Here is a 14517-nt window from a genome sequence, read left to right as displayed (position 1 = left end):
CCACCAAGTTGATTACGTTAGATAAACCGGCCACCGAACGGCAGCCGGATTTAAGAAGCATTAACCCTCTTTTTCGATCAGCAGCGCTTCCAGCAAATCCAAATCATGCAGCAGTTTTTGCAGCGTTTCATTGCTGATTTTCTGCGTCGCACGCAGGTGATACAGTTCCCCACGCTCGGCTCGTAATGCGGTTAAACGAAAACGCCGCTCCAGATTCTCAACCAGCAAGGTGTTCTCAATTTCATCCTTACTGCCGGTACGCCGTCGCAATGTCCCGATAACTCGTGAACTGATCTCTTTTAGCAACTCTGGGTCAATATTCTCCTCGCTGCTGGCTGCCAGCCGCTCTTCCATTTTATTCAGGCTAACAATTGCCACCTCGGCAGTCGCCGCCCGGGCGAAACGCACTTCTTCACGGCTGGCACTTTTATCTGCTACCACCACACCACGCAGCAATGGCGGCAAAGCAATCACCCCGATAATAACCGACAGCAGAATCACACCGGTGGCGATAAATACCAACTGGTAACGGGATGGGAAGGCTGAACCATCGCTGAGGAATAACGGAATAGAGAGGACACCGGCAAGAGTAATCGCTCCCCGTACCCCTGCGAATGACGCCACCCACAGTTCACGTGTGGTGTAATTGCCAAACTCCAGTGGCCGTTTGGTCAGGATGCGTTTACTGATTTTCTTCATCGACCATAGCCAGCTAAAGCGCAGTACCAATAACGCACCATAAATAATGGCAACATCCGCGAAGAGGTTCCAGGTTTGAATGGTTGGGTCCAGTTCAGCCTGTATGATTGATGTTTCCAAAATCCCCGGTAATTGCAGCCCCAACAGGATGAACACCATGCCGTTAAACACAAACTCCAGCATCGACCACACGCTGTCAGCACGTAACCGCATCGTCAATGGCGCATTACGGATAACCCCGGACTGACTGATGGTCATCCCTGCCGCCACTGCGGCCAGAATGCCGGAGACGCCAATATGCTCAGCAATCAGATAAGAAGCGAACGGCAACAGCAGCAGTAAGACAATTTGTGTTGCCGGATCATCACCACTCCAGCGGCTCATCAGGCGCAGTGACTTACTGTATAGCCAGGTTACCGCCACACCAGCCAGCAGGCCACCAATCGCCACTTTTAGGAACTCAAGTGTGGCACCAGACACGGTAAAGACCATCGTCCCCATTGCAACCGCAATGGCAAACTTTAGCGCAACCAGACCAGAGGCATCATTCATCAACGCCTCCCCTTCTAATACGCCCATAATCGATTTAGGTATGCGCCCTTTCCCCACAATGCCGGATAATGCCACAGCATCGGTTGGCGACAATACCGCCGCCAGTGCAAACGCGGCTACCAGCGGAATACCCGGCACCATCCAGTAAATCAGATAGCCGATACCCACCACGGTGACCAGCACCAATGCCAGCGCCAGACCAAATATCTCCCGCCCATGGTGAATAAACTCTCGTGTCGGTGTTTTCCAGCCGTCGGCAAAGAGCAGCGGTGGAATAAACAGTACCAGGAATAATTCCGGGTCAAAATCGACATGCAAACCAAAGTGGGGAAAGGCCAACAAGGCACCACAGACAATCTGCATCAGAGGAAGGGGGATTTGAAACGGCAACATCCGAGTGACAACGCCGGAAAGCGACACCACCAGAATCAGGATGAGGATTGTAAAAAAGATTTCCATGCTTTCCTTAGACTCAACTCAACACAACTCAATATAAGATTTAACCTCACCCGCCCGTAGACAGGGCCGGAGTTTAGCTTTTGATAGTAGATCACTTTTTTGTTAAACGGGGAAAAAACCTGTAACTGATGGCAGGAAAAAACAAAGAAAATAGGGTTATTAAAAACCGCTGTGGCATCGGGGACAGCGTCACCCCGATGCCAGCAAAAACTCATCGCTTAGATTGCCCAGCCACCCGCATAGAATGCCACTAACGCGATAGCGATAATCACAGTACCGACATTCAGTTTACGCCATTCACCGGAACAGATACGGCCAATAACCAGCGAGCTGAAGCCCAACATAATACCGGTGACGATATTACAAGTCAGCACGATAAACACGGCACAGAGCAGGCCAGACATCGCATCAACAAAGTCTTCGAAATCCAGTTTGGATACGTTGCTCAACATCAGCAACCCTACATACATCAGAGCCGGTGCCGTCGCATAAGCCGGAACCAAATAGGATAGTGGCGACAGGAACAGCATCAGCAGGAACAAAATACCTACCACGGTGGCGGTCAAACCGGTTTTACCACCAGCGGCAGTACCGGCGGCAGATTCGATATAAACCGCCGCAGGCGCAGCGCCCACCAAACCAGCAAAAATGCTGCTGACGGAGTCAGATGTCAGAGCTTTACCGCCGCTGATGATCTGGCCGTCTTTATCCAACAAATTAGCCTGACCCGCTACCGCGCGGATAGTCCCGGTGGCATCAAATACGGCAGTCATCACTAATGCCAATACACTTGGCAGCACCACAGGTTTCAATGCACCCATGATATCAAGGCTGAAAATCAATGAATTGCCGTTAGCATCCGCCAGGCTTGGCATCGCAAACAGCCCTTGATAGGTCACACTCGGATCAAAAATCAGGCCGATAACCGAGATGGCGATGATCACCAGCAGAATGCCACCCGGCACTCGCAGTTTTTCCAGACCGAAAATCACCGCCAGCCCCAGCAAAGTCATCATGACCGGGAAAGAGGTAAATGCACCCAGTGCAACCGGTAAACCTTCAATCGGGTTTTTGATAACCAGGCCGACACCGTTTGCTGCAATCAGCAACAGGAACAAGCCGATACCGATACCGGTACCATGTGCCACGCCCATCGGCAAATTACGCAATATCCATGAACGGATACCGGTCACAGAGATAATAGTGAACAGCACCCCCATCAGGAATACTGCCCCCAATGCCACAGGAATACTGATGTGTTGCCCCAGCACCAAGCTGAATGCCGTAAACGCTGTCAGTGATATGGCGCAACCAATCGCCATCGGCAAGTTGGCCCACAACCCCATCAACAAAGAACCAAGACCGGCAACCAGACAGGTTGCCACAAACACCGCTGTTGGTGGGAAACCCGCTTTGCCAAGCATACTTGGTACAACAATGACCGAGTAGACCATGGCGAGAAAGGTTGTCAGGCCAGCCAGCACTTCCTGGCGTACATTACTGCCGCGTTCACTAAGCTTGAAAAATGCATCAAGCGAACCTTTTGGCGTTACTGCCCGGTTCACTTGAGGGTTGGTGCTAGACATGGTTATGTCCCCTGTGTGTCATTTTAAAGTAGTCAGCAAGTCAGGCGCCCTTCCCTACGTAATCGTTTCCGTTTTTGCCGATTAACTCGACAACGCCTCCAACATCTTCATGGTGGAGAAAATAGCAAACGATTAGCTGGAAGCACGCATGACTGAAAAAAAATCGAAGGAAAGAATCCCCCCGCAATAAGCGTATTGGAAGGCAAACGATTATCTAGCTATTGGCAGCGACTAATCAACACCAGATAGCGACATTTATTGCATTTTTTTACATTAATTTGTCGGGGAGCATTAATTTGACGGGAAACAAAAGTGTGAGTAGCCTCACACTCATTTACTTTGCGTGGCAATGATGCCGAATCATCGGTTATCAGCCTTCCAGTTTGTAAGCTCCGCCCTTCTCAATCGCCTGTTGGTAGGCTGGGCGCTGATGAATACGCACTAAGAAATCTTGCAGTTTCGGGAACCCCTCAAGACCACCACGGGTGTTGATTGCCTCGATAGGAAAACTCATCTGAATATCCGCCGCGCTGAAATCACTGCCAGCAAACCACTGGTTATTCGTCAAATGCTGTTCCAGATAATCGCGGTGAGTAGCAATTTGCTTATTCAGATAACTTTTCTGTACGCCATCACCCAGAGCCTTGGCAACCGGGCGAATAATCCACGGCACTGGCGGCCCACCCAATCGGCTAAAGATAAGTTTCATCACCAGCAAGGGCATCAATGAGCCTTCGGCATAGTGCATCCAGTAACGGAACTGTTGACGATCATAGTGACCGGTGGGCTTAAATAGCCCCTGTGCATCATAGGTTTCCTGTAAATACTCAATAATGGCACCAGACTCCGCCAAGGTGAGATCACCATCAGTAATCACCGGTGATTTCCCCAATGGATGGATTTTTTTCAATTCTGGTGGTGCCAGTAAGCTGCCGGGGTCGCGCTGATAGCGCTTCAACTCATAAGGAACTTGCAGTTCCTCCAGCATCCACAAGATACGTTGTGAACGTGAATTATTCAGATGGTGAACCGTGACCATGACCAAGCTCCATATGATGAACATCAGAGTATTGATTATAGTGATAAAATCATTTTTTGGTTTGCAAAGCTGCCAACACCGATTTTAAGAAAGCAAAAACAGAGATATCGAGGTATAAAAATCTCATCCCTCAGGCGCGGCTTAACACCAACAAAAAGCCCTGTCGAGACAGGGCTTTATTTTCCTAATCAGCACTGTTGTGCTTAAAAAACAGCGCCATCAGAACGGGATATCATCATCGAAATCCATTGGTGGCTCATTGCCGCCTTGTGGTTGTGCTGCTGGTGCAGACTGGGCCGGACGTGAAGTCTGACCGCCGCTGAACTGGTTACCACCTTGTGGCTGCTGAGGTTGACCCCAACCGCCTTGCGCCCCGCCGTCTTGTGGTGCACCACCACCTGCCGGAGCACCGCCGCCCTGACGGCCACCCAGCATTTGCATGGTGCCGCCCACATTAACCACAACTTCTGTGGTGTATTTCTCAACACCAGCCTGATCTGTCCATTTACGGGTTTGCAGTGCGCCTTCAATATAAACCTGAGAGCCTTTACGCAGATATTCACCCGCCACTTCTGCCAGTTTGCCGAACAACACCACACGGTGCCATTCAGTTTTTTCTTTCTGCTCGCCGGTGGCTTTATCACGCCAGCTTTCGGAAGTGGCCAGGGTGATATTGGCAACAGCTCCGCCGTTTGGCATGTAGCGGACTTCCGGGTCTTGGCCCAAATTCCCGACCAAAATCACTTTGTTTACGCCTCTGCTGGCCATGTGAACTCTCCTGATGAAGTAAATTTTGTACAGTACATGCTCTAAATAATTCGAGTTGCAGGAAGGCGGCAAACGAGATAATCCCGATGAGCTTACTGTCGTAAGTGATTCGGGTTATTAAGTGTAGCTAACGCACATGCAACTTGAAGTATGACGAGTATAAGCGAGTAAGTTTAACACGCTAGCAGGTAAACGGCACAGTAGATCATAACTGCGAAATGTGTTGCAGTTTTATCATGACATCTGCCTTAATTGCACTCGAATACTGGATATCCATTCAGGTTTTTTTGTGTCATAATTATCCGTTTCGTACTGGCTGTGTCCTTTTTTGACGTTGCAAAATGCGTCTATACATTACTCAAAGTAATTGGAGTTGCAGGTAGGCGGCGAGCGAGTCCCTATGAGCTTACAGCCAGTAAGTGATTAGGTGAGTGAACGCAGCCAACAACCCTGCGGCTTCAAGTACGAAGAGTAAAAAAGGGCACGGGAGAGGCTCAGTTTACATCCGGGAAGTGTTTGAATGGATAATATAGAAGTTCGGGGCGCTCGCACCCATAATCTTAAGAATATCAACCTGATTATCCCGCGCGACAAACTGATCGTGGTCACCGGTCTATCGGGTTCAGGCAAATCCTCACTGGCTTTTGATACCTTGTATGCCGAGGGGCAACGCCGTTATGTTGAGTCTCTTTCCGCCTATGCGCGCCAATTTCTATCGCTGATGGAAAAACCGGATGTCGACCATATTGAAGGTCTGTCACCGGCAATCTCTATTGAGCAAAAATCAACTTCGCATAACCCACGTTCGACTGTGGGTACCATCACTGAAATCCATGATTATCTGCGTTTGCTGTTCGCCCGTGTCGGTGAACCACGCTGCCCAGATCACGATGTTACGCTAGCCGCGCAAACCGTCAGTCAGATGGTGGATAACGTCATCAGTCAGCCGGAAGGCCGCCGCTTGATGTTACTGGCTCCGGTGGTAAAAGATCGCAAAGGCGAACATACCAAAACGCTGGAAGGTCTGGCTATGCAGGGCTATATCCGGGCGCGGATCGATGGCGAGGTGTGTGATCTGTCTGATCCACCGAAATTAGAACTGCAAAAAAAACATACCATTGAAGTGGTGGTCGATCGCTTCAAAGTGCGTGAAGATCTGGCTCAGCGTCTGGCTGAATCATTTGAAACGGCACTGGAGCTTTCTGGTGGTACTGCCGTCGTTGCCGATATGGACGACCCTCACGCCGAAGAGTTGCTGTTCTCCGCCAACTTTGCCTGCCCGATTTGCGGCTACAGTATGAGTGAGTTGGAACCACGCCTGTTCTCCTTTAACAACCCGGCGGGCGCCTGCCCAACTTGTGACGGCTTAGGGGTACAGCAGTTCTTTGATCCAGACCGTGTATTACAGAATCCAGAGCTGTCGCTGGCGGGTGGTGCCATCCGTGGTTGGGATCGCCGCAACTTCTATTACTTCCAGATGCTGCGTTCACTGGCAGATCATTATAAGTTTGATATCGAAACGCCATTTAACTCGCTCGATAGCGCGATACAGCACGCCGTTTTATACGGTTCTGGCAAAGATACCATTGAATTCAAATACATTAACGATCGGGGTGATACCACCGTTCGCCGCCACCCATTTGAAGGGGTGTTGCACAATATGGAACGTCGCTATAAAGAGACGGAATCCAGTGCAGTACGTGAGGAACTGGCCAAATATATTAGCAATCGCTCCTGTGCTTCATGCCACGGTACTCGCTTGCGCCGCGAAGCGCGTTATGTGTTTGTCGAAAACACCACTTTGCCCGAGATTTCTGAACTGAGCATCGGCCACGCACTGACCTTCTTCCAAAACATGAAACTAAGTGGTCAGCGGGCGCAAATTGCTGAGAAAGTACTGAAAGAGATTGGCGATCGGCTGAAGTTCCTGGTTAACGTCGGGCTGAATTATCTGTCGTTGTCCCGTTCGGCGGAAACACTGTCTGGTGGTGAAGCGCAACGTATCCGTTTGGCCAGTCAAATTGGCGCCGGCTTGGTGGGTGTCATGTATGTACTGGATGAACCGTCCATCGGCTTGCACCAACGTGATAATGAACGGTTGCTGGAAACGTTGATTCATCTGCGCAATCTGGGTAACACCGTGATTGTAGTGGAACATGATGAAGACGCTATCCGCGCAGCCGACCATGTGATTGATATTGGCCCGGGTGCGGGTGTGCATGGTGGTGAGGTGGTGGCCGAAGGGACCGTTGAGGACATCATGGCTGAGCCTAAGTCACTGACCGGTCAGTTCCTTAGCGGCAAACGAGAAATCGCCATACCTGCGCAACGCGTGCCGGGGGACCCAACCAAAGTGTTAAAACTGATTGGTGCCAGCGGCAATAACCTGAAAGATGTCACGCTGACACTGCCGGTCGGGCTGTTTAGCTGTATTACCGGGGTTTCTGGCTCAGGTAAGTCAACGCTTATCAACGACACCTTATATTGTATCGCCCAGCGCCAGTTGAACGGCGCGACCAGCAACGAACCGGCGCCATTCCGTGAAATTCAAGGCTTGGAGCATTTCGATAAAGTCATCGATATTGACCAAAGCCCGATTGGCCGGACGCCACGCTCTAACCCGGCGACCTATACCGGTATCTTTACCCCCATTCGTGAGCTGTTTGCCGGTGTTCCTGAATCACGTACCCGTGGTTATACGCCAGGCCGCTTCAGCTTTAACGTCAAAGGGGGTCGTTGCGAGGCCTGCCAGGGCGACGGGGTGATTAAAGTCGAAATGCATTTCCTGCCCGATATCTATGTGCCATGCGACCAGTGTAAAGGTAAGCGTTATAACCGTGAAACGCTGGAAGTAAAATACAAAGGTAAAAGTATCCACGAAGTGCTGGCGATGACTATCGAAGAGGCTCGCGAGTTCTTTGATGCGGTTCCGGCACTGGCGCGTAAGCTACAAACACTGATGGATGTGGGCCTGTCCTATATCTGTCTGGGGCAATCTGCGACTACGCTGTCGGGTGGTGAAGCGCAACGGGTGAAACTGTCGCGTGAACTATCAAAACGCGGCACCGGTCAGACGCTCTATATTCTGGACGAGCCGACTACCGGTCTGCATTTTGCTGATATTCAGCAACTGCTGGCGGTGTTGCATCAGCTGCGCGATCAGGGCAATACCATTGTGGTCATTGAGCACAATCTGGATGTGATTAAGACTGCTGATTGGATTGTCGATCTGGGGCCAGAAGGCGGTAGTGGCGGTGGCGAGATTCTGGTCGCCGGTACACCAGAGACTGTTGCAGAATGCGCCGCGTCACATACCGCACGCTTCCTCAAGCCAATGCTGCAACGTAAGTAGAGCATCAAATAATCTATCAGCATCCAAAATCATTGGAGCTGCAGGTTGGCAACCCGTGAATAACAAATCAGCCAGGCCCAAGGATGGGCCAAATAATGAACCTGGCTAACAACCCTGCAACTCCAAGTACCAAGGGGGTATCAAACAGCCAGCTCCTGTCGCCTATGTTCCGGTAACCCCTGCAATACCAATTGATAAGAGCGGTCAATTAACGAGTAAAATTGTGAGTTCGGTAATTGTCCATCCAGAAACACCGTGTTCCAGTGCGCTTTATTCAAGTGTTCACTCGGCACGATCTCCGGATGTTGCTCTCGCAAACTCTCCGCCAACTCAGGGCTGGTTTTTACCGAAATAGAGGGCCGCCCACCAATTTCACCCACCATCGCAAACATCACATCGGCTACTTTAATCTGATTGGTCTGCCATTCCTCATGATCACTCTGCTCTGCCCCCGGTTTAGACATGCAGTATTCCAATAATGCTGAATTATTCATTGGGTTATCTCCTGTAATGGGCCAGTGCCGTCTAGCGAAAGGGCCTCATAGCGTATTCATTCCATCGGATACAGCAACATGCTGAAGTATTAGCTTGCACTTATAACAGAAGATTTACTGTGAGCGATGAATGATCATTGGGCATGGGTCTGCCACCTTATTTAGTATATTCTTTAATCGATTTACAGCCATTGGCGGAGGGCTAACCAGACAGGTTATGTGGATAAGTGACGGAAAGATGGTGGAAAAAATAAAACAAAAAGGCGATATTTCTATCGCCTTAAACAGTTCGTCGTCTCAGATAACGCGGATCTCTAATTACTGTACTGCCGCAAACGCAGCTGCTACCCGCTGAACATTGCTGTGGTTGACGCCTGCCATACACATCCTGCCGCTGGCAATCAGATACACGCCAAACTCGTCACGCAGACGGTCCACTTGAGCGGCACTAAAACCGGTATAGCTGAACATGCCACGCTGTTGCAGTAAGTAATCAAAATTGCGATTGGGTAGTGCTGCCTTCAAGGCTTCCACCAACGTGCCGCGCATTTCAATAATACGCCGACGCATCTGCTCCACTTCAGCCTGCCATTGCGCCCGTAACTCGCTGTCATGCAGTACTTTTGAAACAACCTGTGCACCAAAGTTTGGCGGGCTGGAATAGTTACGCCGCACCGTGGCTTTCAGTTGCCCCAATACCCGACCAGCAGCTTCTTCACTTTCACATACCACGGAAAGGCCACCGACCCGTTCGTTATACAGAGAGAAGATTTTAGAGAAGGAGTTACTGACCAGACAGGGTAACTCCGCTGCCGCCATGGCTCGAATCGCATAAGCATCTTCATTCAACCCAGCACCAAAACCCTGATAGGCAATATCCAGGAACGGGATCAGATCCCGGTCTTTAGCCACGCCAATAACCTGATCCCACTGTGCATTCGTCAGATCAGATCCGGTTGGGTTATGGCAGCAAGGATGGAGCAAAACAATGCTTCTGGCCGGTAACTGCTGCAACGTTGCCAGCATTTGATCGAATTTTACGCCCAGCTTGTCATTATCAAAGTACGGGTAGGTATTCACCTTAAACCCTGCGCCACTGAAAATAGCGACATGATTTTCCCACGTAGGGTCACTGACCCACACCTGAGAATCTGGGAAATAGGAATGAAGGAAATCAGCACCCACTTTCAATGCACCGGAGCCACCGACAGTTTGGATAGTCGCTACTCGTTGCTGAGCCAGCATAGGGTGATCGCTGCCAAATAGTAGCTGCAAAATAGCAGTACGATAAGATTGCAGACCTTCCATCGGCAAGTAAACCGGTGTCCCATGTGGCTGAGCATTCAATTGGGTTTCAGCGGTATCCACTGCCTGCATTTGCGGGATCTCACCCTGCTCATTGTAATAAAGCCCGATACTCAGATTCACTTTATGTGCCCGGCTATCGGCTTTAAAACTCTCCATCAATGACAGGATCGGGTCACCTGCATAGGCATCAACATTTTGGAACACGGCGCTGCTCTCCTGGATTGATAATAATTGTCTATACCTTGATTAGTCAGCTTACCTTATTCCCCTAAATATTCCATCGCTACTCGGGAGGTCAGCTTGGTGATCAATTCATAGGCACTGATACCGGTGTAAGCGGCGATCTTCTCAACCGGTAAATCCGCGCCCCACAACAGCACTTCATCACCGACTTTGTCGCTGCTATCTGGCCCAAGATCAACTGAAATCATGTCCATCGATACCCGCCCCACAATGTGCACTTCGCGGCCATTGACCCACATCGGCGTACCCGATGGTGCGCTGCGCGGATAACCATCACCGTAACCAATCGCCACCACACCCAGGCGTGTATCACGTTCACTGACCCAAGTACCGCCATAGCCCACTGGCTCACCGGCTTTATGTTCACGTACAGCAATCAGGCTGGATTTTAATGCCATCGCTGGCAGTAGACCAAAATGGCTGGCATAAGGTTCATCCAGCGGCGAGACGCCATACAGTATGATACCGGGACGAACCCAATCACGATGCGCTTGCGGCCATAGCAAAATACCGCCAGATGCAGCAATAGACTGTTTACCCGGTTTGCCAATAGCAAAGGCGTCAAAACACGCCAGTTGCTGGCGGGTAGTATCCACTTCAGGTTCGTCGGCACGACTGAAGTGGCTCATAATATTAACTGGCTGACTAACGTTGCCGCAAGCACATAGCCGCTGGTAGAAGGCTTCGGCCTGCTCAGGACGGACGCCTAAACGATGCATACCGGTATCGAGCTTCATCCAGACATTGATCGGAGCAGGGAGATTGGCCGCTTCCAGCGCTTCTAATTGTTCAATACTGTGTACTGCGGTTTCAATCCGGTTAGCCACCAGAATAGGCAAGTCCTCTGCGGTAAAAAACCCTTCCAGCAGTAGAATAGGTTTTACAATTCCGCCAGAACGTAGCATCAGAGCTTCGCCGATGCGCGCGACGCCATAGCAATCGGCATCCTGCAAAGTATGTGCTGTTTCTAATAACCCGTGGCCATAAGCGTTTGCTTTCACAACAGCAATCAGGCGGCTTTGTGGCGCCATGCGCCGTACCTGATGCAAGTTATGTCGCAGAGCGCGGCGGTCGATTACTGCTGTTGCCGCTTTCATTTCTTATCCTTAATAATTGATGTTATACCCAAAGAACCTGATGTTGCAGGTCGCCTGCCAGCGAGGGTTCCGCGTGAGTCATCGCCGCTAACAACCCTGCAGCGTCAAGGACTAAGGGGAAACTATTCGTCGTCGTACTGTGGACCGGCATAGTTATCAAAGCGCGACCATTGACCGTTAAATTTCAGCCGGACAGATCCGATCGGACCGTTACGCTGTTTACCCAAAATAATCTGCGCGATCCCTTTCTCATCACTGTTCTCGTGATACACCTCGTCACGATAGATAAACATGATTAAGTCCGCATCTTGTTCGATAGAGCCGGATTCACGTAAGTCGGAGTTAACTGGCCGTTTATCAGCACGTTGCTCCAAACTACGGTTAAGCTGTGATAACGCCACTACCGGGACTTGCAACTCTTTCGCCAGTGCTTTGAGTGAGCGCGAAATCTCGGCGATTTCCAACGTTCGGTTATCTGAAAGAGACGGTACCCGCATCAATTGCAGGTAGTCGATCATAATCAGACTCAAACCACCATGTTCGCGGAAAATACGCCGCGCGCGGGAGCGCACTTCTGTCGGTGTCAGACCGGATGAGTCATCGATGTACATATTGCGTTTTTCCATCAATATACCCATGGTGCTGGAAATACGCGCCCAATCCTCATCATCGAGTTGGCCGGTTCGGATACGGGTCTGGTCAACATGTGACAGCGACGCCAGCATACGCATCATGATCTGATCGCCGGGCATCTCCAAACTAAAGATCAATACCGGTTTTTCCTGCATCATCGCGGCGTTTTCACACAAGTTCATCGCAAACGTGGTTTTACCCATTGATGGACGTGCGGCGACAATGATCAAATCTGATTTCTGTAATCCGGCGGTTTTTTTATCAAGGTCGGTAAAGCCGGTTGAAACACCGGTCACCCCATCATGGGGCCGCTGATAAAGTTGCTCAATTCGCGCGACCGTGGCTTCGAGGATTTGATCGACACTTTTCGGCCCTTCATCTTTACTGGCGCGGCTTTCAGCTATCTGAAACACTTTGGATTCAGCCAAATCCAGCAGATCTTCACTGCTACGCCCTTGGGGATCATAACCGGCGTCAGCTATCTCATTGGCGACCGAGATCATTTCACGAACTACCGCACGTTCGCGCACGATATCAGCATAGGCACCAATATTCGCCGCACTTGGGGTATTTTTCGATAACTCTGCCAGATAGGCAAATCCCCCCACCGAATCCAGATCGCCTTTTTGCTCTAGCGACTCAGACAAGGTGATCAAATCGATCGGTTTGCTGTTTTCCAGCAAACGCTGCATTTCAGTAAAGATTCGGCGATGCGGGCGGCTGAAGAAGTCATTGCTGGCAACGCGTTCTGACACATTATCCCAGCGTTCATTATCCAGCATCAAACCGCCCAACACGGACTGCTCTGCCTCCAGCGAATGAGGCGGGAGTTTCAGCCCTTCCATCTGGCGGTCTCGTGGCTCTGTCATATTGTTGGTTGGTTTTTTTGCGGCCATGAAGAGTGTTCTTTACCTTTGTTGCGATAGGAAAATATCGAATAGAAAATATAACGGCCTAGTATATACACAAAGTAATTGGAGTTGCAGGTAGACCGCAAATGAATGGAGCTGATGAGTTCAGAAAGTTCGGTGATGAGGAAAAAAATGCCGCTCACATTGCAGCACCGTCTTATTCGCAGAGGTAATAATATTCCCTATTACATATCGGTATTAGCCAGATCTTGGCACTCCGTGCAGAACCCTGTAGGGTGAAAATACACCTATCTATAGGAGCTACCATGGCAAAGCATATCCAATTCAGTACCACTGGCGGGCCGGAAGTGTTGCAATACCTTGACTTCACCCCTTCTGACCCTGCAGCACATGAAGTTCAGGTAGAAAACAAAGCGATCGGTATTAACTATATCGATACTTATGTTCGCAGTGGGCTTTATTCACCATCACAGTTTCCTAGTGGGTTGGGAACAGAGGCGGCGGGAATTGTCACCAAAGTTGGTTCGTCGGTTAACACAATCAACGTCGGTGACCGGGTGGTATATGCCCAATCAGCTCTCGGGGCTTACAGCGAAGTGCATAATGTTGCGGCAGAGAAGATTGCCATACTTCCTGACAACATCTCTTTCGAGCAGGCCGCAGCATCATTCCTCAAAGGGCTGACCGTCCACTATCTGTTGCGCCAAACCCACGAGATAAAACCGGGGGAGGTATTCCTATTCCATGCGGCGGCGGGTGGTGTCGGGCTAATTGCTTGCCAGTGGGCGAAAGCGCTTGGTGCTAAGCTTATCGGCAGTGTTGGCTCTGATGAAAAGGCCGAATTGGCAAAAGCCGCTGGCGCCTGGGCCACGATTAACTATCGTACAGAAAATATCGCCGAACGGGTGGCAGAGCTGACGAATGGCGAGAAAGTGGGTGTGGTGTATGACTCGGTTGGGAAAAGTACCTGGCTGGATTCGCTTAATAGCCTTAAGCGCAGAGGCTTGATGGTGAGTTTCGGTAATGCCTCCGGCCCAGTGACAGGAGTAGATCTTGCCATCCTGAACCAAAAAGGCGGGCTATATGTTACTCGCCCCTCCCTCAACACTTATGTCACCAATCGGCAAGAGTTAGCAAGTGCCAGCCACGAACTGTTTTCACTGATTGCTGGCGGAGCCATTAATGTCGATGTGGCAAAAGCACAGCAATTCCCGTTGCGTGATGCTCACCGTGCCCATCAAATCCTAGAAAGCCGCCAGACCACAGGATCCAGCTTGCTGATACCCTGAGTTATTTGGCCATTCCTAAGGTAATATTGTTGAAAAAACAAAGGGCTCCGATTAGGGAGCCCTTCTTTACAACGCTTTCTTTGATGCACATGTAGGGGTACAGCAGCGTATTCTGTCAGAGCTAAC

At 50.3% G+C, this 14517-nt stretch carries 10 protein-coding genes; 2 read left to right on the top strand and 8 right to left on the bottom strand.

What is annotated here, in order from left to right; genetic code table 11:
- Positions 1–60: 60 nt before the first annotated feature.
- From Q2T71_RS20730 to ssb1, 4 genes are all read right to left on the bottom strand, one after another.
- The gene (locus tag Q2T71_RS20730) at positions 61–1710 is read right to left on the bottom strand and encodes a Na+/H+ antiporter (protein ID WP_083162147.1); all 1650 of its coding nucleotides are present in this window, start codon (positions 1708–1710) and stop codon (positions 61–63) included.
- Positions 1711–1928: 218 nt separating this feature from the next.
- Entirely contained in the window at positions 1929–3296 is a 1368-nt protein-coding gene (locus tag Q2T71_RS20725) for an NCS2 family permease (RefSeq protein WP_372560378.1), read from the bottom strand.
- Positions 3297–3666: 370 nt separating this feature from the next.
- The gene (locus tag Q2T71_RS20720) at positions 3667–4335 is read right to left on the bottom strand and encodes a glutathione S-transferase family protein (protein ID WP_083162143.1); all 669 of its coding nucleotides are present in this window, start codon (positions 4333–4335) and stop codon (positions 3667–3669) included.
- Between the two features lie 219 nt (positions 4336–4554).
- Positions 4555–5103, bottom strand: a complete 549-nt coding sequence (gene ssb1, locus Q2T71_RS20715) for a single-stranded DNA-binding protein SSB1 (protein ID WP_005165221.1) — start codon at positions 5101–5103, stop codon at positions 4555–4557.
- Between the two features lie 520 nt (positions 5104–5623).
- Here ssb1 and uvrA point away from each other — a divergent pair.
- Positions 5624–8455 carry an excinuclease ABC subunit UvrA gene (gene uvrA / locus Q2T71_RS20710; RefSeq protein ID WP_372560377.1) on the top strand — a complete coding sequence of 944 codons (2832 nt, stop codon included), beginning with the start codon at positions 5624–5626 and terminating at the stop codon, positions 8453–8455.
- Between the two features lie 140 nt (positions 8456–8595).
- Here uvrA and Q2T71_RS20705 read toward each other — a convergent pair whose 3' ends face one another.
- From Q2T71_RS20705 to dnaB, 4 genes are all read right to left on the bottom strand, one after another.
- Positions 8596–8949: an MmcQ/YjbR family DNA-binding protein gene (locus Q2T71_RS20705; protein ID WP_083162137.1), complete on the bottom strand. Its 354-nt coding sequence runs from the start codon at positions 8947–8949 to the stop codon at positions 8596–8598.
- A gap of 318 nt (positions 8950–9267) precedes the next feature.
- Complete coding sequence (locus tag Q2T71_RS20700; RefSeq protein WP_372560376.1) at positions 9268–10461, bottom strand: amino acid aminotransferase; 1194 nt, start codon at positions 10459–10461, stop codon at positions 9268–9270.
- 56 nt (positions 10462–10517) lie between these two features.
- A complete protein-coding gene (gene alr / locus Q2T71_RS20695; protein WP_083162133.1) occupies positions 10518–11597 on the bottom strand; it encodes an alanine racemase in 1080 nt (359 codons plus the stop codon).
- Between the two features lie 122 nt (positions 11598–11719).
- Positions 11720–13126 (bottom strand): replicative DNA helicase, encoded by a 1407-nt coding sequence (dnaB, locus tag Q2T71_RS20690; RefSeq protein ID WP_005191462.1) that lies wholly within the window; start codon positions 13124–13126, stop codon positions 11720–11722.
- Between the two features lie 281 nt (positions 13127–13407).
- Between dnaB and Q2T71_RS20685 the strand changes: the two genes are divergently transcribed.
- Positions 13408–14391, top strand: coding sequence for a quinone oxidoreductase (locus Q2T71_RS20685; RefSeq protein WP_372560375.1), 984 nt, complete (start codon positions 13408–13410; stop codon positions 14389–14391).
- Positions 14392–14517 lie beyond the last annotated feature (126 nt).

The sequence above is a fragment of the Yersinia sp. 1652 StPb PI genome, assembly GCF_041538345.1.
GTDB classification, from domain to species: domain Bacteria; phylum Pseudomonadota; class Gammaproteobacteria; order Enterobacterales; family Enterobacteriaceae; genus Yersinia; species Yersinia enterocolitica_E.
This window is presented reverse-complemented; position numbering and strand designations above follow the sequence as displayed.

Bases quoted from the DNA above. Each gene is read 5' to 3' on its own strand.
- Q2T71_RS20685 (WP_372560375.1), top strand. From the start codon at position 13,408: ATGGCAAAGCATATCCAATTCAGTACCACTGGCGGGCCGGAAGTGTTG.
- uvrA (WP_372560377.1), top strand. From the start codon at position 5,624: ATGGATAATATAGAAGTTCGGGGCGCTCGCACCCATAATCTTAAGAAT.
- Q2T71_RS20720 (WP_083162143.1), bottom strand. From the start codon at position 4,335: ATGGTCACGGTTCACCATCTGAATAATTCACGTTCACAACGTATCTTG.
- dnaB (WP_005191462.1), bottom strand. From the start codon at position 13,126: ATGGCCGCAAAAAAACCAACCAACAATATGACAGAGCCACGAGACCGC.
- alr (WP_083162133.1), bottom strand. From the start codon at position 11,597: ATGAAAGCGGCAACAGCAGTAATCGACCGCCGCGCTCTGCGACATAAC.
- Q2T71_RS20725 (WP_372560378.1), bottom strand. From the start codon at position 3,296: ATGTCTAGCACCAACCCTCAAGTGAACCGGGCAGTAACGCCAAAAGGT.
- Q2T71_RS20730 (WP_083162147.1), bottom strand. From the start codon at position 1,710: ATGGAAATCTTTTTTACAATCCTCATCCTGATTCTGGTGGTGTCGCTT.
- Q2T71_RS20705 (WP_083162137.1), bottom strand. From the start codon at position 8,949: ATGAATAATTCAGCATTATTGGAATACTGCATGTCTAAACCGGGGGCA.
- ssb1 (WP_005165221.1), bottom strand. From the start codon at position 5,103: ATGGCCAGCAGAGGCGTAAACAAAGTGATTTTGGTCGGGAATTTGGGC.